This window comes from Jiangella anatolica, assembly GCF_003236295.1.
Lineage (GTDB): Bacteria > Actinomycetota > Actinomycetes > Jiangellales > Jiangellaceae > Jiangella > Jiangella anatolica.
On sequence record NZ_POTW01000033.1, the window covers coordinates 1 to 20,250 of the forward strand.

Sequence of the window (20,250 nt, forward strand, 5' to 3'; positions counted from 1 at the left end):
GCGCTCACGCGACCCCGCCGACGTCCCGCCGAGCGCCGGCACGGCGCGGCCGCAACGGCACCACGACCACGCCGCCCTCCGGATCGCTGACGACGCGCACCCGGGCGCCGTAGTGCTCGCGGATCAGCTCCTCGGTCAGCACCTCCTGCGCCGACCCCTGCGCTACGACCCGGCCCTCGACCAGCAGCACCAGGTGGTCGGCGAACTGGCCGGCCGTGGTGAGGTCGTGCAGCGCGCTGACCACCGTCAGCCCGCGTGACGCCCGCAGCTCGTCGACCAGCTCGAGCACCTGCTGGGCGTGGCCGAGGTCCAGCGAGCTGGTCGGCTCGTCCAGCAGCAGCACCGGCGCCTGCTGGGCCAGCGCCCGGGCCAGCACGGCGCGCTGGAACTCCCCGCCGGACAGCGCAGTGACCAGCCGGCCGGACAGCGACCGCAGCTCCAGCGTCTCCAGCAGCTCCCGCGCCACCGCGAGGTCCTCGGCCGACTCCGTCCCCAGGTAGGGGACGTACGGCGTGCGGCCGAGCAGCACGTAGTCGAGCACCGTCATGCCCTCGGGACGGGCCGGGTCCTGCGGGACGACGGCGACCAGGCGGGCCCGCTCGCGCATGCGCAGCCGGGCCAGCTCGACGCCGTCGAACGCGATCGAGCCGTCGAAGGCGACCGCGCCGGACACCGCGCGCAGCAGCGTCGACTTCCCGGCGCCGTTCGGCCCGACCAGCGTCAACCAGGTCCCCGCGGGCACCGACAGGCTGACGTCGTCGACGACGCGGCGCTCCAGCAGCGTGACGCCGACGCCGGCGGCGCTCAGCGCGGTCACCAGGCCCTCCGCGCGCTGCGCAGCACCAGCGTGAAGAACGGTGCGCCGACGAACGCCGTCACCACGCCGACCGGCAGCTCGCCGGGCGAGACGACGGTCCGGGCGACGAGGTCGGCGACCACGAGGAACGTCGCGCCGGCGATCGCGGCCAGCGGCAGCACGATCCGGTACGACGAGCCGGCCAGCATCCGAACCAGGTGCGGCACGACGATGCCGACGAACCCGATCAGGCCGCTGACCGACACCGCGGCGGCCGTGCCGAGCGTCGCCGCGAGCACCACGATCAGCCGGACCCGGGCCGCCGGGACGCCGAGCGTGCCGGCCTCGTCCGGGCCGACGCTGAGCACGTCCAGCAGCCGCCGGTGCGCCAGCAGCACGATCGTCGACACGGCGATGTACGGCAGCACCGTCAGCACCTCGTCCCAGCCGGCGGTGAGCAGCCGGCCGAGGATCCAGCCGTACACCTCGCGCAACGTGTCCGAGTGCCGCTGGTTGGCGTACGTCTGCACTGAGGTCAGAAAGGCCGAGACGGCAACGCCGGCGAGGATCAGCGAGTTGGTGCTCCGGCCGCCGACGGTCCGGCCCAGCGCGTACGTCGCGGCCACGCCGAGCACGCCGCCGGCGAACGCGGCCGGCGCCACCAGCAGCCGGCTGCCGCCGGAGACGATCGCGAACGTCGCGCCCAGCCCGGCGCCGGCCGCGACGCCCAGCAGGTACGGATCGGCCAGCGGGTTGCGGAACACGCCCTGGTAGCCGGCGCCGGCGATGGCCAGCATCGCGCCGACCATCAGGCCGAGCACGACCCGCGGCGCCCGCAGCTGCCACAGCACCGCCGCCTGCTGCTCGTCCAGGCCGCCGCCGAGCTCGACGCCGGGCACCAGGTTGACGATCTCGGTGAGCACGCCGCGCAGCGGCAGCCCGGCCGGGCCGACGGCGAGACCGAGCAGGGCCACCGCGACGAGCACCGCCAGCGACCCGGCCAGCCAGCGGCCGGACAGCCGGACCGGCCGCAACGGCTGCGTCGCGGTGTCCTGATCGATGCCGGTGGCCCTGCTCACGACGTCAGTCGACCGGCGCGAGCGCCGTCCGCTCCTCGACGATGATGCGCAGGAACTCGACGACGCGCGGACCCCAGCGGCTGGCGATGTCGGGGTCGACCTCGACGATCCGGTCCTGCTGGACGGCGGCGATCTGGTCGAAGCCAGGCCGGCCGGCGATGTCGGCGGCGGTGACGCCGCCCACGCCGCCGTCGGCGAAGAAGATCACCTCGGGGTTCGCGGTGACGAGGAACTCCGGCGACAGCTGGGGGTAACCCCCGGCGGCGTCCGGCGCCTCGTCGGCGACGCTGGTCAGGCCGGCCAGCGAGTAGATCTGGCCGATGAACGTGTCGCTGGTGACGGTGAAGTAGTTCGGGTCGAGCTCGTGGTAGTACGTCACCGGCGGCGCGGCGGCGGGCACCTGCGCGACCAGCTCGTCGATCTCGGCCTGCAGCTGGCCGACCAGCTCCGCGGCGTCGCCGACGTGACCGGTGACGGCACCGAGCTGCTCCAGCTGCGCGTACGTGTCGTCGAGCGTGACCGCGGGGGCCAGGACGATCGTCGGCACGCCGACGGCGTCGAGGCCGGAGACCAGCTCGCCCGGGTCGCTGGACGCGACGACGAGATCGGGCTGGTAGCCGACGATCGCCTCGACGTTCGGCTCGAACCCTGACAGGTCCGTGGTCGGCGCGTCGGCCGGGTAGTTGGAGAACGAGTCGGCGGCGACGACGGCCTCACCGGCGCCGATGGCGAACAGCATCTCGGTGGCCGTCGGCGACAGCGAGACGATGCTCTGCGGCTGCTCGGCGATCTCGACCGGGCCGCTGCCGGTGTCGACGGTGACCGGGAAGTCGCCCTCGGCCGCGGCCGACGACGGCGCCTCGCTCGGCGCGGCCGAGTCGTTGCCGCCGTCGTCGCCGCAGGCCACGAGTACAAGTGGGAGCGCGGCGGCCAGCAGGGCGAGCCGGGCGGGACGGATGGATCGCAACGTGCGCCTCCTTCACGACGGTAAAGGGGCGCAGTGGCTGGGTGCCAGCTGCGAACCGCCCTTCTACCGAGGACGAATCCGGGCCACGAGGCTGGCGACCTGGCTTGTCCGTCCGCGGCAGGCGGGCGGCTTCACAGTTGCGGGACAGCGCCGGGATCGAACCGGACTTCGCAGACACTCGTCGCACCCGGACCGGAGCCCGGGCATTGCGATCCTATCGCCTGTTCAGCCACGCAGCAGCGTGACCTCCAGCTCACCGAGGCGGTCGGGGTCGCCGACCATGTCGATCGCGGTGATCCGGTCGCCGTCGAAGGTGAATCGGAACAGCGCCCGCGGCCGTCCGTCCGGCGCCCACGCGGCCGCCGGGACGCCGTCGACGAGGACGGTCTCGGCGTGCGCCGCGCGGCCGGAGAACACCTGTGCGACGGCGGTCGCGCCACGCAACCGGCTGATCAGCTGCGGCGCGCCGGCTGCCTGACCGGCCCGTGCGTTCGCGACCGAGGTGTCGTCGGCGTGCAGCACGACCTCGGGGTCGAGCAGCGCGATCAGGTCCTCGAACTGGCCGTTGCGCGAGGCGGCCAGGAACGCGTCGACGACCAGGCGCTGCCGGGCCGGGTCGGCGGACGGGGTGCGGGCGCCCTGGACGCGGCGACGGGCCCGGCTGGCCAGTTGCCGGGTGGCGGCCGGCGTGCGTTCGAGGATCACGGCGATCTCGTCGAACGGCATCGCGAACAGGTCGTGCAGGACGAACGCCAGCCGCTCGGCCGGCGCCAGCGAGTCGAGCACGACCAGCAGCGCCGGCCCGACCGCGTCGGCCAGGAGCGCCTCGTGCTCCGGGTCGGCCGCGGCCTCGCCGGCGGTGAGCTCGCCGTCGTCGCCGAGCGGGTCCTCGCGCCGCGACGTCCGCGACCGCAGCATGTCCAGCGCCACCCTCGACACGACGGTCGTGAGCCAGCCGCCGAGATTGTGCAGCTCGGCGGCGTCGGTGCGGCTCAGCCGGAACCACGCCTCCTGCACCGCGTCGTCGGCCTCGGCGGCCGAGCCGAGCATCCGGTAGGCCACCGATCGCAGTCGCGGCCGATTCTCCTCGAACCGCTGGGCCAGCCAGTCCTCATCGCTCATCTGTCGCATACTCCCGTGTCGGTCCGTCATCAGGGTGACGTGTGGCGGGCCCCGGATGTGACGAGCAGTTCGGCCAGGTGCAGGCCGCGGACCCCGGCCAGCTGCTCGGCCTGCGTCCGGCACGACAGCCCGTCGGCCAGCAGGACGGCGCCGGGCGCGGCCGCCCGCAGCGCCGGGAGCAGCGCGTTCTCGGCCACCGCCACGGAGACGTCGTAGTGGCCGCGCTCCATGCCGAAGTTGCCGGCCAGCCCGCAGCAGCCGGCCAGCACGGTGGTCGTCGCGCCGAGCTCGCGCAGCAGTGCCCGGTCCGGGCCGAAGCCCATGACCGAGTGCTGGTGGCAGTGCGGCTGGACGATGACGTCGAGCCCGGTCAGGTCCGGCCGTTCCCACTGCTCGGCGCTGGTGAGCAGCTCGGCCAGCGTGACGGTGCCGGCGGCGACGGCGGCCGCGCGCGGGTCGTCCGGCAGCAGGTCGGTGAGGTCGGACCGGAGTACCGCGGTGCACGACGGCTCCAGCCCGACGATCGGCACGTCCTGCTCGGCGTACGGCGCCAGCGCGGCGACCAGCGCCGTGAGCCGCGCCTTCGCGGCGGTGAGCTGGCCGGTCGTGATCCAGGTCAGCCCGCAGCACACACCCGGCGGCGGCGTCAGCACCTCGTAGCCGGCCGACTCCAGCAGTTCGACGGCTGCCATCCCGATGGACGGCGAGAGCAGATCGGTGAACGTGTCCACCCAGAGCAGCACTCGTGGCTTCTGGTAGGCGGACCCCGCCCCGGTAGGGAGGGATCCCACCCTACGGGCGGGCACTGACACCCGGCGTTTCCACCACCGGTGGAACGTCAGCGGGGCGAACCGGGGGATCGAACGCCGTGTGTCCATGCCACCGAGCCGCAGCGCCAGCCGTTCGATCGGGCGGACGGAGAGCAGCGCGTTCAGCGGCCGGGCGAACCGCGACGCCAGCCCGGCCCAGCGCGGCAGCCGGCCCAGCGTGTAGTGCGTCCACGGCCGACGGCGCCCGGCGTAGGCGCGGTGCAGGACCTCGGACTTGTACGTCGCCATGTCGACGCCGGCCGGGCAGTCGGTGCTGCACGCCTTGCAGGACAGGCACAGGTCCAGCGCCTCGTGCACCTCCGGCGCGCGCCAGTCGCGGGCGACCAGCGAGCCGTTGAGCATCTCCTGCAGCACCCGGGCCCGGCCGCGGGTGGACGTCGTCTCGTCGCCGACCGCCACGAACGACGGGCACATGAAGCCGCCACTGGCCGTGAGGTCGGCCCGGCACTTGCCCACGCCGACGCAGCGGTGCGCCGCGTTCGTCACGTCGCCGCCGTCGTGGGCGAACGCGAACCCGTCGGCCGCCGGCATGGGTGCCGCGGCCGGCCGGCGCAGGTCGCGGTCCAGCGGCGCCGGCCGGACCACGACCTCCGGGTTCAGCCGGTCCGACGGGTCGAACAGGCCCTTGAACTGCTCGAACACACCGATCATCCGGTCGGAGTAGAGCGACGGCAGCAGCTCGCTCCGGGCCCGCCCGTCGCCGTGCTCGCCGGACAGCGAGCCGCCGTAGCCGCCGATCAGCGCGGCCGCGTCGGTCATCAGCGACCGCAGCGCCGCGCCGCCGGCGTGCAGCGGCACGTCGACGCGCACGTGCACGCAGCCGTCGCCGAAGTGCCCGTACGGCGACCCGGCCAGCCCGTGCTCGGTCAGCAGCGCGTCGAGGTCGCGCAGGTACGCGCCCAGGTGCTCGACCGGTACGGCGGCGTCCTCCAGCCCGGGCCACGCCTGCGCCCCGTCCAGCGTGCGCCCGGCCAGCCCGGCGCCGTCCTCGCGGATCCGCCAGATCGCCCGCGCCTCCGGCCCGTCCGGCAGCACCCGCACCGCGGCGCCGCCGGCGGCCCGGGCCAGGGCATGCGGGTCGTTCGCCGTACCGACCTCCACCAGCAGCCAGCCGTTCCCGTCGGGGAGCGGCGGCACCGCGCCCGGGCCGCGAAGCCGCCGGACGGTCTCGACGATGCGGCGGTCCAGCCCTTCGATCGCCAGCGGCCGGTGCGGCAGCAGCGCGGTGACGGCGTCGGCGGCCGCCGGCATGTCCGGGTAGCCGAGCACGACCAGCCACGGCCGCTGCGGCGCCTCGACCAGCCGCAGCGTCGCCTTCAGCACGACCGCACAGGTGCCCTCGGTGCCGACGAGCGCCTTGGCGAGGTCGTGGCCGCGCTCGGGCAGCAGGTGCTCCAGCGAGTAGCCGGAGATCTGCCGTTCGAACCGGCCCAGCTCGGTGCGGATGACGTCGAGGTTCGCGCTGACCAACGCCGGCAGTCCGGGGACGACGTCGAGGTCGCGGCCCGCGGTGAACCGGCGGCCGGCGCCGTCCACGACGTCCAGCTCGATCACGTTGTCGGCGGTGCGGCCGTAGGCGAGCGCGCGCGGTCCGCACGCGTTGTTGCCGATCATGCCGCCGACCGTGCACCGCGACCACGTCGACGGATCCGGCCCGAACCGCAGCCCGTGCGGCGCCGCGGCCGCCTGCAGAGAGCCCAGCACGACGCCGGGCTCGACGACGGCGATGCGCTCGCCGGGGTCGACGAGCTCGATCCGGTTCAGGTGCGCCGAGAGGTCCATGACGATGCCCGGCCCGACGGCGTTGCCTGCCACCGACGTGCCGCCGCCGCGCGCCGTCACCGCGACGCCCTGCTCCCGCGCGACGTCGACCACGGCCACGATCTCGTCGACGTCGCGGGGGAACACCACGACCTGCGGCGGCACCCGGTAGTTCGAGGCGTCGGTGGAGTACTCGGCCCGCCGCAGCGCCGTCGCGTCGACGTCGCCGATGCCGCGGGACCGCAGCGCCGCGACGAGCTCGTTCACTCCGGGCCCACCACCGGGTTGACCAGCGGCGCCAGTCCGGACACCTCGCACCGTGCGACGTCGCCCGGCCCGACCACCACGGCGCCGGGCGTGCCCGTCGAGATGATGTCGCCGGGATAGAGCGGCATCACCTTGCTGTGGAAGCTGACCAGGAACGCCGGCGAGAAGCGCATCCGGCCGACGACGTTGCTGCGGTGCCGGTCGCCGTTGACGACGGTGCTGACCTCGATGTCGGCGAGGTCCGGGCCGCCCGGCTGCGCGGCCAGCGCCTCGGCCAGCGGCACGATGTGCGGGCCGAAGGAGAAGAAGCCGGGGAAGTTCTTCGCCCGGGTCAGGAACCGCGGGTTGCGCTGCAGGATGTCCTCGGCGGTCTGGTCGAGGATCGCGCACAGGCCGAACACGTGGTCCAGCGCGGTGGCCTCCTCGACGTTGCGGCAGTACCGCCCGATGACCAGGCCGACCTCGGCCTCGGCGGTGACCCGCTCGCTCTGCACCGGCAGCGGGATCGGGTCGCCCGGGCCGATGATCGTGTGGTTCGCCTTGATGAACGACGCCGGCTCGTCCGGTACCACCTCGGCCAGGTCGGTCGCGTGGTCGACGTAGTTGAGGCCGATGCCCCAGATCTTCGGCGGATGGCGGTACGGCGCCGTGTAGATCACCTCGTCCGCCGGCCGGAAGCCCCCGGCGCCGGCGGCCGCGGCGGCCTCCTCGACCTCGTCCATCCGACGGTCGGCGATCAGCGACATCACGTCGCCGGTGAACTCCGGCAGCAGGTCCGCGACGACCGCGACACCCTTCGTCGGGTGGACGACGGCGGCCCGCGGCACGTCGTCGACGAGGATGGACGCCAGGCGCATGCCTCATCGTAGGCAGCGCCCGGCCGCGCGCACCTTCAGCCGTGCCGAGCCGCGCGCTGGCGACGCTCGTGGTCCTCGACACCCCAGGCGACCAATGGCTGGAGCGCGCGCATCAGGCTCAGGCCGCGCTCCGTCGGCCGGTACTGGACCAGCACCGGCGTCGTCGGCACGACGGTCCGCGCGATCAGGCCCTCGGCCTCGAGCTCCTTGAGCCGCTGGTTGAGCAGCCGGTCGGAGATGCCCCGGACGGCGGCGCGGTACTCGACGAAGCGGGTGGCGCCGCGGGCCGCGGCCAGCATGATGCCGCTGCTCCACTTCTTGCCGATGATCTCAAGGTAGCCGGTGAAGAGCCGGCACTTCTCGTCGTCGATGTGCTCGAACCCCGTCTCCGGCGGGTTCGGTGCGAGTCTGCTGTCGATAGCCACTTACTCATAATAAGTCGCTAACGGCTGGTTGGCGAACGGCCGTCCCGATCCGGAAACTGGGGACTGTGAACTACGGCCACCGTCTCGAGTTCGGCACCTTCATCACGCCTACCAACCAGTCGTCGCAGACCCCGGTCGCGCTCGCCCAGCTCAGCGAGCAGCTCGGCTTCGACGTGGTGACGTTCCAGGACCACCCGTACCAGCCCGCGTTCCTCGACACGTGGACGCTGCTCACCTGGGTCGCGGCGCAGACGTCGCGGATCCGGGTGTCCGCCAACGTGCACAGCATCCCGCTGCGCACGCCCGCCGTCCTCGCCCGGGCGGCCGCCAGCCTCGACCTCCTCTCCGACGGACGGGCCGAGCTCGGCCTCGGCGCCGGCGGCTTCTGGGACGCGATCGAGGCGATGGGCGGCCGGCGGTTGGCTCCCGGCGAGGCGGTCCAGGCGCTCAGCGAGGCGATCGACGTGATCCGCGCGCTGTGGGACGTGGACACGCGCGGCGGCGCCCGGGTCGGCGGCGAGTTCTACCGGCTCGACGGCGCCAAGCGCGGCCCCGCGCCCAAGCACCCCATCCCCCTGTGGATCGGCGCGCTGAAGCCGCGCATGCTTCGGCTCATCGGCAAGAAGGGCGACGGCTGGCTGCCCAGCCTGCCGTACCTGCAGCCCGGCGACCTGCAGCGCGGCAACGCGATCATCGACGAGGCGGCGCGCGAGGCCGGACGGGATCCGCGGGAGATCCGCCGGCTGCTCAACGTCGGCGGCCGGTTCGGCTCGTCGCGCACCGGCTTCCTGCAGGGCACCAGCCAGGACTGGGTCGACGACCTGCTGCCGCTCGTCGTCGAGGACGGCATCGGCACGTTCATCCTCACCGGCGACGACCCGCGCACCATGCAGCAGTTCGCCGAGGAGGTCATGCCGGCGCTGCGGGCCGCCGTCGACGCGGCCGTGCCGGCCGGCTCGGCGGGCGAGCGGGTCCGGCCGGCGGCGGCGCTGGCGGCCCGGCGCGACGGCATCGACTACGACGGTGTGCCGGCCTCCCTGGCCGGCTCGGCGGTCGAGCCGGGCGACCCGGAGTACCGGACGGTGCGCGGCGGCTACCTGCGCGGCGGGTCGCCCGGGCTGGTGCTGCGCCCGTCGTCGACGGCCGAGGTGGTGGAGGCGCTGGCGTTCGCCCGGGAGCACCCGGAGCTGCCGCTGGGCGTGCGCAGCGGCGGGCACGGGATCAGCGGACGGTCGACGAACGACGGAGGACTGGTCATCGACCTCGGCAAGCTGGACCGGATCGAGGTGCTCGACGCCGAGCAGCGGCTGGTGCGCGTCGGCGCCGGTGCACGCTGGATGGACGTGGCGACGGCGCTGGCGCCGCACGGCTGGGCGCTGTCGTCCGGCGACTACGGTGGCGTCGGCGTCGGCGGCCTCGCGACGGCCGGCGGGATCGGGTACCTGTCGCGGTCGCACGGGCTGACGATCGACCGGCTGCGGGCGGTGGAGATCGTGCTGGCGGACGGGTCGGTGGTCCGGGCCGACGAGACGTCGCATCCGGACCTGTTCTGGGCGGTGCGGGGGGCGGGCGGCAACTACGGCATCGTCACGTCGTTCGACTTCGTCGCCGACGAGGTGGGCGAGGTGGGCTGGGGTTTCCTCACCCAGGTCACCGACGACATCGCCGACTACCTGGTCCGCTGGGGCGCCACGGTCGAGAACGCGCCGCGCGACCTCACCAGCTTCGTCGTCGTCGGCCCGCCCCGGAACGGACAGCCCGCGGTGGCGCAGTCCCGCTCGGTCGTCGAGTCGTCCGACCCCGACGTCGTCGTGGCCCGGCTGCAGGAGATCGCGTCGATCGCGCCGCTCTACGACCAGGAGGTGTCGATGACGTCGTACGCCGGGATCATGCAGAACGCGGCCGGCCCGGCGCACGTCGCGACCGGTGAGCCGCACTCGCACAGCGGCCTGATCGAGCACGTCACGCCCGAGTTCGCCGCGGCGGCCGCCCGGGCGCTGGAGAGCGGTGCGATCCAGTTCTTCCAGCTCCGCGCCGTCGGTGGCGCCGTCGCCGACGTCCCCGCCGACGCGACGGCGTACGCGCACCGGTCGGCGAACTTCGCGGTGGCGGCGATGGGCGGGAACGTGCGGCGGATGGACGAGGTGTGGGACACGTTGCGGCCGTTCTTCTCCGGCCTCTATCTCAGCTTCGAGACCGACCAGACGCCGGAGGCACTGGCCGCGGCGTTCCCGCCGGCGACGCTGGGGCGGCTGCGCGAGCTCAAGGACCGCTACGACCCGGGCAACGTCTTCCGCCACAACTTCAACGTCGCCCCGTCCGTCTCCGTGCCGAGCTGAGATGCCAGAGAGCAGTAGCCGCTACTGAGGTCAGGGTGCATTGCCGCCGGTTAATCTGAGGGCATGCTCCAGGCTCAGGGTCAGCTGCGGTACCGGGGACGCTGCGCCGACTGCTCGTGGATCGGGCGGCCGTTCATCCGCTACAGCACGGCCGACGCGGCGGCGCGCGACCATTCCGACGCCCAGCGGCACACCGCGTTCGTCGTCGACCAGTACGACATGCGCATCGTCGGGTCGACGGTGCGGCCGGACCGAGCGGGCCGGGCGTAAGGCAACGGCCCCGCACCGTCGAGTGGTGCGGGGCCGAGTGGTGGAGACGAGGGGAATCGAACCCCTAACCCCTGCCTTGCAAAGGCAGTGCTCTGCCAATTGAGCTACGTCCCCGTGGTGCGGAGCGGCGCCGCGCCTCGAGGGCGCGGGGCCGGACCGCGCCGACCACGATAGCGCGTCACCGCGCTGCGCAGCGAATTCTTACCGGACCGCTCACAGCGAACGGCCACGCGGTCCTCGCCGCGACGGGCGAGGGCACACGTGGCGTCCGGGATGGTCAGCGCGGGTGGTGTCAGCGGGGATCGGCCGGCGGGATCGGATCCGTGGCCTCGGCCCACAGGTCCTGCTCGGCCCGGCCGGACTGGTAGCGGCGGTAACCGAGGTACCCCAGCACCGCCAGCACCGCTCCGAACAGGATCTTCTTGTTGAACACGATGGTCCGCCTCCAGACGGTGGTCGACTCTCGTGTGAGGTTAACGCAGAGATCCCGGCGGCAGCAGGGCGACCTCGGAAAAGGCCCCGCCGATCACATCGGCAGGGCCTTCGGGCTGGCTGGGTGGGCCTAACAGGACTTGAACCTGTGACCTCTTCCTTATCAGGGAAGCGCTCTAACCGTCTGAGCTATAGGCCCGGGGGATTCGCACTGAGTGCGCCGCAGCAGCGTACCTCACCCTCGGCGGCCAACCCAAACCGGCTGACCGCCGCCGCGAGCAGCGGCTCAGTCGTCCTCGGCGAGCGTCAGCTCGATGCCGCCGAGGAGGCTGGCGGAGAGGTTGTAGAGGAACGCGCCCAGGGTGGCCAGCGCGGTCAGCAGCACGACGTCGACCACCGCGATGAGGGTGGTGAAGCCGAGCACCCGGGACAGCTCCACGTACTGGTTGATGTCGATGCCGGAGTTGCTGTCCGACGCGGTCATGTCGGTGACGACGTCGTCGATCGAGCTGAACACGCCGGCGGCGTCGAGGACCGACCAGAGCACGGCGACCGCGACGAACATCGTGATGCCGAGCGCGACGGAGAGCAGGAACGCCGTCTTCATGACCGACCACGGGTCGACCCGCAGCAGCCGGAGCCGGGCCTTGCGGACCCGGCCGGGACGGCGCGAGCTGGTGGACCGCGCCGAGCTCGGCGCCGACGACGACTTCTTCGCCGGGTTGGACGTGCGCGGCGCCGCTGGCACCGCCTCGAGGCTGGCCTGCGTGTCGGCGGTCGTGGCCGACGGCGGGATGGGCGCGGACGGGACGGCACCGGGCGCGGGCGGCGCGGCCGGGAACACCGTCGGCGCGGCGCCACCCTGCTGGGCGACCAGCGACGGCGGGGGCACCGGGCCCTGCGGCTGCGTCGCGGCCTGACCCGGCCCGCCGTTCGGCGACGCCGGGGCGCCGGGCGCGGCCGGCGCAGGCGCGGCCGCGCCCGGGTTGGCCTGGCCGGCCGGGCGCTGGCCGTTCTGCGCGACCCCGTTCTGCTGCCCGCCGTTGCCGTTCTGACCCGGCTGGTCGGCCGGCCGGGCCCACGGGTTCTGAGTGGACTCCGACGAGCGCGGCGTCGTGTCCTCGCGGGAGCGGTTGCGGGTCGCGACGCGGGCGGCGGCGGCACCGCGCGGTTGCGCAGCCTGCTGCCCACCGCCCTGCTGGCGCCGGTTGTCGACCGCCGGGTCCGCCGTGCGCTGCCCGTTGGGCGACCCGTTGCCGCCGGGACTCCCGGACTTCGCGGCGTTGGCCTGCTGGTCCTGCCGGTCCGGCGCGGGCGCGCTCGTGTTACGCGCGTCCTGGTCGGGTCCCGGACGCCCGGTCGCGCCGTTGCTCGTCACGAGCCATCACCTTCCGCGTCGATCTCGGAGCCGACGTCCTCGACGGCCTCCTCCACCGAATCGTCTTCGGCACTGTGCGCGATGGCGACGACGACATCGTCAGCGCCCAGCGCAACGTACTTGACCCCCATGGTGTCACGACCCTTGGCGGGAACGTCCGCCACAGGACTACGCGTCACGCCACCGGACGACCTGATGGCGAGCACCTCGTCGCCGTCGCCGACGACCAATGCACCCACGAGAGAGCCTCTGTCCTCATTGATCTTCATCGCCTTGATACCCAAACCCCCGCGTCCCTGAACACGATATTCCTCGACGACGGTTCGTTTGGCGAATCCACCATCTGTGACGGTAAAGACGTACGAGTCGGTTCCATCACGCACAACGGACATCGAGAGCAGTTCGTCCCCGTCGCGGAACTTCATGCCCACGACGCCGCCGGTGGCCCGGCCCATCGGGCGCAGCTGGTCGTCGGTCGCGGTGAACCGGATGGCCTGCGCCTTGCGCGACACCAGCAGGATGTCGTCCTCGGCGCTGACCAGCTCGGCGCCGATCAGCTCGTCGTCCTCCTCGCGGAACAGGACCGCGATGACGCCGCCGGAGCGGTTGGAGTCGTACTCGGTGAGCTTGGTCTTCTTGACCATGCCGTGCTTGGTGGCCAGCACGAGGTACGGCGACTGCTCGTAGTCCTTGAGCGTGAGCACCCGGGCGATCTTCTCGTCGGGCTGGAACGCCAGCAGGTTGGCCACGTGCTGGCCCTTGGCGTCGCGGGCCAGCTCGGGCAGCTCGTACGCCTTGGCGCGATAGACCCGGCCGCGGTTGGTGAAGAACAGGATCCAGTGGTGCGTGGTGGTCACGAAGAACTGGTCGACGACGTCGTCCTCGCGCAGCTGGGCGCCGCGAACACCCTTGCCGCCGCGCTTCTGCGAGCGGTAGAGGTCGGCCTTGGTGCGCTTGGCGTAGCCGCCGCGGGTGATCGTGACGACCACGGGCTCCTCGGGGATGAGGTCCTCGGCGGTCATGTCGCCCATGGCCGGGATGATGCGGCTGCGGCGCTCGTCGCCGTACTTCTCGACGATCTCGGCCAGCTCCTCGCGGATGATGGTCCGCTTGCGCTGCTCGGAGCTCAGGATGTCCTCGAGGTCGACGATGTCGGCGACCAGGGTGTCGTGCTCGTTCTGCAGCTCGTCGCGCGACAGCGCGGTGAGCCGGCGCAGCTGCATGTCGAGGATGGCCCGGGCCTGCAGCTCGTCGATGTCGAGCAGCTGCATCAGGCCGGTCTGCGCCTCGTCGGCGTCGGACGACCGGCGGATCAGCGCGATGACCTCGTCGATGGCGTCGATGGCCTTGAGCAGGCCCAGGACGATGTGCAGGCGCTCGCGCTTCTTGCGCAGCCGGAACTCGGTCCGACGGCGGATGACCTCGATCTGGTGCGTGACCCAGTGCCGGACGAACCCGTCGAGCGGCAGGGTGCGCGGGACGCCGTCGACCAGGGCGACCATGTTGCAGCCGAAGGTGTCCTGCAGCTGGGTGTGCTTGTAGAGGTTGTTGCGGACGACCGAGGCGACGGCATCACGCTTGAGCACGACCTCGATGCGCATGCCCGTGCGCGACGACGAGTTGTCCTTGAGGTCGGCGATGCCGGGGACCTTGCCGGTGTCGGCGAGCTCGGCGATCTTGCGCAGCAGCGCGTCGGGGTTGACCTGGTACGGCAGCTCGGTGATGGCCAGGATGGCGCGGCCGCGGCTGTCCTCTTCGACGTCGACGACGGCGCGCATGATGACCGAGCCGCGGCCGGTGCGGTAGGCCTGCTCGATGCCGGTGGTGCCGACAATAAGGGCGCTGGTGGGGAAGTCCGGTCCCTTGATCCGCTCGAGCAGCGCGTCGAGGAGCTGCTCGCTGTCGGCCTCGGGGTTGTCGAGATACCAGTCGACGCCGGCGGCCACCTCGCGCAGGTTGTGCGGCGGGATGTTGGTGGCCATGCCGACCGCGATGCCGCCGGAGCCGTTGACCAGCAGGTTGGGGAACCGCGCCGGCAGGACGTCGGGCTCGTCGCTGCGACCGTCGTAGTTGGGCGAGAAGTCGACGGTCTCTTCCTCGATGTCGCGCACCATCTCCATGGCGAGCGGCTCCATGCGGCACTCGGTGTAGCGCATGGCGGCCTGCTTGTCGTCGCCGCGCGAACCGAAGTTGCCCTGGCCCTTGACCAGCGGGTACCGCATGGACCACCACTGGCCGAGCCGGACCAGGGTGTCGTAGATGGCGGTGTCACCGTGCGGGTGGTAGTTGCTCATCACCTCGCCGACCACACGCGAGCACTTGTAGAACCCGCGGTCGGGACGGAAGCCGCCGTCGAACATCGCGTAGAGGACGCGGCGGTGCACCGGCTTGAGGCCGTCGCGGACGTCGGGCAGCGCGCGGCCGACGATGACCGCCATCGCGTAGTCGAGATAGCTGCGCTGCATCTCGACCTGCAGGTCGACCGGTTCGATGCGTCCACCGGGCCCGACCCCGTCGCCGGCCGTGGTGATGTCGTTCGTCACGAGTGGTTCCTCCAGGTGCGACCTGCCGGCCGCACATCAGGTATGACGCGCGGGACAGCCTTCCGGTTGTCCTCGCCCCCGTTGTGTTTCACGTGATGCGTGATCAGATGTCCAGGAAGCGGACGTCGCGGGCGTTGCGCTGGATGAACTTGCGCCGGCTCTCGACGTCCTCGCCCATGAGCGTGGAGAACACCTCGTCGGCGTGCGCGGCGTCGTCGAGCGTCGCCTGCAGCAGCAGCCGCTGCGAGGGATCCATGGTGGTCTCCCACAGCTCGTCGTCGTTCATCTCGCCGAGACCCTTGTAGCGCTGGATGCCGTTCTCCTTGGGCACCCGCTTGCCCGCGTCCTGGCCCGCTCGCAGCAGCGCGTCCCGCTCGCGGTCGGAGTACGCGTACTCGGCCGGGGTGTCCTTGCCGGTCCACTTGATCTTGTACAGCGGCGGCTGGGCCAGGAAGACGTGGCCCTGCTCGATGACCGGGCGCATGAACCGGAACAGCAGCGTCAGCAGCAGGGTGCGGATGTGCTGGCCGTCGACGTCGGCGTCGGCCATCAGGACGACCTTGTGGTAGCGCAGCCGGTTGAGGTCGAGCTCCTCCTGCACCCCGGTGCCCAGGGCGTTGACGATCGCCTGGACCTCCTGGTTCTGCAGGATCCGGTCGATGCGCGCCTTCTCGACGTTGAGGATCTTGCCGCGGATCGGCAGGATCGCCTGCACCCGGGAGTCGCGGCCCTGCTTGGCCGGGCCGCCGGCGGAGTCGCCCTCGACGATGAAGAGCTCGCACTCCTCCGGGTCGGTGGACTGGCAGTCGGCCAGCTTGCCGGGCAGGCCGGCGCCGCCCATGAGTCCCTTCCGGCTGCGGGCGGCGTCGCGCGCCTTGCGGGCGGCCACCCGGGCGATGGCGGCGCTCTGCGCCTTGCGGGCGATCAGCTTGCCCTCAGTGGGATTCTGCTCGAACCACGCGCCGAGCTCGTTGTTGACGACCTTCTGGACGAAGCTCTTGGCTTCGGTGTTGCCGAGCTTGGTCTTCGTCTGGCCCTCGAACTGCGGCTCGGCCAGCTTGATGCTGATGATCGCGGTGAGGCCCTCGCGGACGTCCTCGCCGGAGAGGTTCGGGTCCTTCTCCTTCAGCACGCCCCACTCGCGGGCGAACCGGTTGACCAGCGTGGTCAGCGCCGCCCGGAATCCCTCTTCGTGCGCGCCGCCCTCGTGGGTGTTGATGGTGTTGGCGAACGTGTGCACCGACTCGGTGAACTGGTCGTTCCACTGCATCGCGACCTCGAGGCTCATGGCCTGGCCGTCGCCGTCCTCGGACTCGGCCTCGAAGTCGATGACGGTGCGGTGCACCGGCGACTTGGTGTTGTTGAGGTGCTGGACGTAGTCGACCAGCCCGAGGTCGTACTTGTAGCGGACCTCGCGCGGCTCGGAGCTCTGCTCGGCGTCGACGTCTTCGTCGGCGCCGGCGTCGATGCCCTCGGGCCGTTCGTCGCGCAGGACGATGGTGAGGCCCTTGTTGAGGAACGCCATCTCGCGGAAGCGGGTGGACAGCGTCTCGAAGTCGTACTCGGTGGTCTCGAAGATGTCGGGACTGGCCCAGAAGGTCGTGGTGGTGCCGGTGCGGGTGGACTCCTCGTGCCGTTCGAGCGGGGCGTCGGGCACGCCCAGCGAGTAGGACTGGGTCCACCGATAGCCGTCGCGGTGGATCTCGAGGTCGACCTTGCGGGAGAGCGCGTTGACGACCGAGACGCCGACACCGTGCAGGCCGCCGGAGACCTTGTAGCCGCCACCGCCGAACTTGCCGCCGGCATGCAGGACCGTCATGACGACCTCGACCGCCGGCCGCTTCTCGATCGCGTGCATGTCGACAGGGATGCCGCGGCCGTTGTCGATGACGCGCACGCCGTCGCCGTTGTCGCCGGGCAGCAGGGTGATGTCGATGAGATCGCAGACCCCTGCCAGGGCTTCGTCGACGGAGTTGTCGACGACCTCGTAGACCAGGTGGTGCAGGCCTCGCTCGCCGGTGGAGCCGATGTACATGCCGGGACGCTTGCGTACCGCTTCGAGACCTTCGAGTACGGTGATGGCGCTGGCGTCGTAGGACGTAGTGTCCGTCACGAGCGGTGGACCTCCTGCCAGGGATCAGGCCGCACCATGCCCCTGCAGGCCGCTTCAGAGGCCCAGGAGACCGTGCGGCCTGGATGGACAGCACTCAGTCTACCTTGTGCCGACGCGAGAATGCGCGTTCTGCGGCCCTGAATGCCCCGTGGAGCCGCACAGACCGGTTCGCCTGTGTCCCCATACCCGCACCGGGCGCCGCGGGCACACTGAGGGCCGTCTGGCGCCGCGGAGCGGATCGACAGATTTCGGTCAGCCGTAGGTGTCGCGCGGACCGCGGCCGGGTACGCTCCGGGGCCCCCGCCGCCAGCTCGGCGCCTGTGGTCCGCGCACGTCGACCCTGGTGACGGAGCCGTCGCCGATCTCGGTGCTGAACCGGCGCACCAGCTCGGCCGCGAACAGCCGCACCTGGGTGGCCCACGCGGTGGAGTCGGCCCGGACGGTCAGCACGCCGTCCTCGTAGTGCTCCGGCTGCACGTGCGCCGCGACCTCCGGCCCGACGATCTGGTCCCAGCGGGCCACCGCGCCGTGCACCGCCAGGTCCTCGGCCCAGCCGTGCTCGCCGATCAGCCGGTCGACGGCCGAGCCGACGGCCTGCGGGTCGCGGTCGTCCTTGCCCGGGCCGCTCCAGCCGGCCCCGGGTGCACGGTAGCGGGACGACCAGGTCCCGGTGCCCGAGCGGCCACCCTTGCGGGCAGGTGCACGGCCGCCCTTGCGCCCGGCCGCCTTCGCCCGCGCGACCAGCGCCTGGGCCAGGTCCTCGCCGTCGGGGTTCCACGTGAAACCGTCTGCCGGCCCGACGGGGGCTGTGGCCGGCGCCGGCAGATCGACGCCGGGCGCCGGGACGGTGACATCGTCGTCGTCACTCATGGACCGTCGTCACCCCTCCCGCCACACCCAGCCTAGACCCGCCGGACCTCGCCGCCGAGCACGTCGACCCGGTCGCCGGACAACCCCGGCGGCACGTCGGCCGCGACCGCGGCGGTGACCAGCACCTGCTCCGCGTCGGCCGTCAGCTCGGCCAGCCGGTCGCGCCGGCCGCCGTCGAGCTCGGCGAAGACGTCGTCGAGGATGAGTACAGGGTCGCTGCCGGTGGAACGCAGCAGCTCATAGGACGCCAGCCGCAGCGCCAGCGCGAACGACCACGACTCGCCGTGGCTGGCGTACCCCTTCGCCGGCATCGGACCCAGGGTGAGCACGAGGTCGTCGCGGTGCGGCCCGATCAGTGACACGCCGCGGTCCAGCTCGTCGCGCCGGACCCCGGCCAGCGCCTCCAGCAGCACCGGTGCCAGCGCCTCGCGCGACGGCGGCAGCTCGGCGTCCGGGCCGAGCGAGGACTTGTACGTGAGCCGGGCCTCGCGGTCGCCGGACGTGCCCGAGCCGCCGGCCACCGCGTCGTACGCCTTCGCGACCAGTGGCCGCAGCGCCTCGACCAGGTCCAGGCGGGCGGCGAGCAGCTCGGCGCCGGCCTGCGCCAGGTGGGTGTCCCAGACATCGAGCGTGCTGAGGTCCGGGCCGCGCGACGACCCGCCGCCGCGGCTCGCCCGCATGGCCATGCCGGCGGACTTGAGCAGGGCGTTGCGCTGCTTCAGCACCCGCTCGTAGTCGGACCGGACGCCGGCGAACCGGGGCGCCCGCGCGACCAGCAGCTCGTCCATGAACCGGCGCCGCTCGGACGGGTCACCCTTCACCAGCGCGAGGTCCTCCGGCGCGAAGAGCACCGTGGTCAGCACGCCGAGCAGTTCGCGCGGCCGCGGGACGGGGGACCGGTTCAGCCGGGCCCGGTTGGCCCGGCCCGGCGTGATCTCGATCTCCAGCAGCGTGCTGCGGTCCTCGCCGCCCACGGTCTCGACGACGCTGCCGCGCACGACCGCCCGCTCGGCGCCGAGCCGGACCAGGGGAGCGTCCTGCGCGACCCGGTGGCTGCCCAGCGTCGCGAGGTAGTTCAGCGCCTCGACCAGGTTGGTCTTGCCCTGGCCGTTGGGCCCGACGAAGGCGGTGACCCCCGGCCGCAGCGGCAGCTCGACCTCGGCATAGGACCGGAAGTCGGCCAGGGACAGATGGGCGACGTGCATCGCGCGTCAGGAGCGGGTGTCGCCGGCCCCGGACGTCGGCCCGGCCTCGGCCGCCTTGACGGCGTGCCCGCCGAACTGGTTGCGCAGCGCCGCCACCGCCTTCATGGCGGGGGAGTCGTCCTGCCGGGACTCGAACCGGGCGAACAGCGCGGCCGTGATGACCGGCGCCGGCACGGAGTTGCGGATGGACTCCTCGACCGTCCAGCGGCCCTCGCCGGAGTCCTCGACGTAGCCCTCGATCTCGGCCAGCGCGGGATCCTGCTCCAGGGCTCGGACCAGCAGGTCGAGCAGCCAGGAGCGGACGACGGTGCCGCGCGACCACGCCTTGAGCGTGCCGTGGATGTCCTCGACGACGCCGGAGGCCGCGAGCAGCTCGTAGCCCTCGCCGTAGGCCTGCATGAGGCCGTACTCGATGCCGTTGTGGACCATCTTGGCGTAGTGACCGGCGCCGACGCCGCCGGCGTGCACGAAGCCCTCGTCGCGCGGGCCCTCGGGCCGCAGCGCGTCGAAGATCGGCATCAGGTGCTCGACGTGCTGCTTGTCGCCGCCGGCCATCAGCCCGTAGCCGACGTCGAGGCCCCAGATGCCGCCGGACACGCCGCAGTCGACGTACCCGATGCCCTGAGCGGCCAGGATGTCGGCGTGCGCGCGGTCGTCGGTGAAGCGGGAGTTGCCGCCGTCGATGACGATGTCGCCCTCGTCGAGCAGCTCGCCCAGCTCCTGGACGGTAGCCCGGGTCGGCTCGCCGGCCGGCACCATGACCCACACCGCCCGCGGCGCGGACAGCCGCCCGACCAGTTCCTTGAGGCTGGCGACGTCGCTGACGTCAGGGTTGCGGTCGTAGCCCACCACCGTGTGGCCGGCCCGGCGCAGTCGCTCGCGCATGTTGCCGCCCATACGGCCGAGACCCACCAGCCCGAGCTCCATGACGTTTCCTTCCGTGGCCACCAGAGTTCCTCCCCGTCGCGATGTCACCATCCTCGCTCGCCGGACTCG

16 protein-coding genes and 2 tRNA genes are annotated in these 20,250 nt (G+C 72.5%); 2 read left to right on the forward strand and 16 right to left on the reverse strand.

Translation table 11 applies throughout. From position 1 onward, the window contains the following. Window positions 1–4: 4 nt before the first annotated feature. The 7 genes from C1I92_RS15215 to C1I92_RS15240 form a co-directional block, all read right to left on the reverse strand. On the reverse strand, window positions 5–808 hold the full coding sequence (locus C1I92_RS15215) for an ABC transporter ATP-binding protein (RefSeq protein ID WP_438940532.1): 804 nt from the start codon (window positions 806–808) through the stop codon (window positions 5–7). Window positions 809–813: 5 nt separating this feature from the next. Further along, window positions 814–1,830, reverse strand: coding sequence for a FecCD family ABC transporter permease (locus tag C1I92_RS15220; protein ID WP_111255553.1), 1,017 nt, complete (start codon window positions 1,828–1,830; stop codon window positions 814–816). Between the two features lie 49 nt (window positions 1,831–1,879). Continuing rightward, entirely contained in the window at window positions 1,880–2,833 is a 954-nt protein-coding gene (locus C1I92_RS15225; RefSeq protein ID WP_499798369.1) for an ABC transporter substrate-binding protein, read from the reverse strand. Between the two features lie 234 nt (window positions 2,834–3,067). Continuing rightward, on the reverse strand, window positions 3,068–3,964 hold the full coding sequence (locus tag C1I92_RS15230) for a sigma-70 family RNA polymerase sigma factor (RefSeq protein WP_111255509.1): 897 nt from the start codon (window positions 3,962–3,964) through the stop codon (window positions 3,068–3,070). Window positions 3,965–3,993: 29 nt separating this feature from the next. After that, window positions 3,994–6,822, reverse strand: coding sequence for an FAD-binding and (Fe-S)-binding domain-containing protein (locus C1I92_RS15235; protein WP_199521263.1), 2,829 nt, complete (start codon window positions 6,820–6,822; stop codon window positions 3,994–3,996). Continuing rightward, window positions 6,819–7,679, reverse strand: a complete 861-nt coding sequence (locus C1I92_RS34455; protein ID WP_199521264.1) for a fumarylacetoacetate hydrolase family protein — start codon at window positions 7,677–7,679, stop codon at window positions 6,819–6,821. Before C1I92_RS34455 ends, C1I92_RS15235 begins: the two co-directional genes overlap by 4 nt. A gap of 35 nt (window positions 7,680–7,714) precedes the next feature. Beyond that, a complete protein-coding gene (locus C1I92_RS15240) occupies window positions 7,715–8,104 on the reverse strand; it encodes a winged helix-turn-helix transcriptional regulator (protein ID WP_111255511.1) in 390 nt (129 codons plus the stop codon). A 65-nt stretch (window positions 8,105–8,169) separates the two neighbouring features. Here C1I92_RS15240 and C1I92_RS15245 point away from each other — a divergent pair, with 65 nt between their 5' ends. Then, window positions 8,170–10,443: an LLM class flavin-dependent oxidoreductase gene (locus tag C1I92_RS15245; protein ID WP_111255512.1), complete on the forward strand. Its 2,274-nt coding sequence runs from the start codon at window positions 8,170–8,172 to the stop codon at window positions 10,441–10,443. Window positions 10,444–10,506: 63 nt separating this feature from the next. Then, window positions 10,507–10,713, forward strand: coding sequence for a hypothetical protein (locus tag C1I92_RS15250; RefSeq protein ID WP_111255513.1), 207 nt, complete (start codon window positions 10,507–10,509; stop codon window positions 10,711–10,713). Window positions 10,714–10,751: 38 nt separating this feature from the next. On the opposite strand, the gene C1I92_RS15255 is transcribed toward C1I92_RS15250, so the two are convergent. From C1I92_RS15255 to gnd, 9 genes are all read right to left on the reverse strand, one after another. Further along, window positions 10,752–10,827, reverse strand: a tRNA-Ala gene (locus C1I92_RS15255). Between the two features lie 178 nt (window positions 10,828–11,005). Beyond that, entirely contained in the window at window positions 11,006–11,146 is a 141-nt protein-coding gene (locus C1I92_RS34460; protein WP_199521265.1) for a DLW-39 family protein, read from the reverse strand. Between the two features lie 124 nt (window positions 11,147–11,270). Next, window positions 11,271–11,344: transfer RNA gene (locus tag C1I92_RS15260), tRNA-Ile, on the reverse strand. A gap of 87 nt (window positions 11,345–11,431) precedes the next feature. After that, window positions 11,432–12,523, reverse strand: a complete 1,092-nt coding sequence (locus C1I92_RS34905) for a DUF3566 domain-containing protein (protein ID WP_233507010.1) — start codon at window positions 12,521–12,523, stop codon at window positions 11,432–11,434. Then, a complete protein-coding gene (gene gyrA, locus C1I92_RS15270; protein WP_111255555.1) occupies window positions 12,520–14,988 on the reverse strand; it encodes a DNA gyrase subunit A in 2,469 nt (822 codons plus the stop codon). Before gyrA ends, C1I92_RS34905 begins: the two co-directional genes overlap by 4 nt. 181 nt (window positions 14,989–15,169) lie before the next feature. Further along, on the reverse strand, window positions 15,170–17,179 hold the full coding sequence (gene gyrB, locus C1I92_RS15275) for a DNA topoisomerase (ATP-hydrolyzing) subunit B (RefSeq protein ID WP_199521266.1): 2,010 nt from the start codon (window positions 17,177–17,179) through the stop codon (window positions 15,170–15,172). A gap of 252 nt (window positions 17,180–17,431) precedes the next feature. Then, window positions 17,432–18,049 carry a DciA family protein gene (locus tag C1I92_RS15280; protein ID WP_111255515.1) on the reverse strand — a complete coding sequence of 206 codons (618 nt, stop codon included), beginning with the start codon at window positions 18,047–18,049 and terminating at the stop codon, window positions 17,432–17,434. A 32-nt stretch (window positions 18,050–18,081) separates the two neighbouring features. Continuing rightward, window positions 18,082–19,254: a DNA replication/repair protein RecF gene (gene recF / locus C1I92_RS15285; protein ID WP_111255516.1), complete on the reverse strand. Its 1,173-nt coding sequence runs from the start codon at window positions 19,252–19,254 to the stop codon at window positions 18,082–18,084. A 6-nt stretch (window positions 19,255–19,260) separates the two neighbouring features. Next, a complete protein-coding gene (gene gnd, locus C1I92_RS15290) occupies window positions 19,261–20,202 on the reverse strand; it encodes a phosphogluconate dehydrogenase (NAD(+)-dependent, decarboxylating) (protein WP_233507012.1) in 942 nt (313 codons plus the stop codon). Window positions 20,203–20,250: the final 48 nt, after the last annotated feature.

What these genes read in the sequence shown, in the direction of transcription:
- C1I92_RS15250 (WP_111255513.1), top strand. Translation starts at nt 10,507, where the DNA reads ATGCTCCAGGCTCAGGGTCAGCTGCGGTACCGGGGACGCTGCGCCGAC.
- gyrA (WP_111255555.1), bottom strand. Translation starts at nt 14,988, where the DNA reads ATGCAGCGCAGCTATCTCGACTACGCGATGGCGGTCATCGTCGGCCGC.
- recF (WP_111255516.1), bottom strand. Translation starts at nt 19,254, where the DNA reads ATGCACGTCGCCCATCTGTCCCTGGCCGACTTCCGGTCCTATGCCGAG.
- C1I92_RS15230 (WP_111255509.1), bottom strand. Translation starts at nt 3,964, where the DNA reads ATGAGCGATGAGGACTGGCTGGCCCAGCGGTTCGAGGAGAATCGGCCG.
- C1I92_RS15280 (WP_111255515.1), bottom strand. Translation starts at nt 18,049, where the DNA reads ATGAGTGACGACGACGATGTCACCGTCCCGGCGCCCGGCGTCGATCTG.
- C1I92_RS34455 (WP_199521264.1), bottom strand. Translation starts at nt 7,679, where the DNA reads ATGCGCCTGGCGTCCATCCTCGTCGACGACGTGCCGCGGGCCGCCGTC.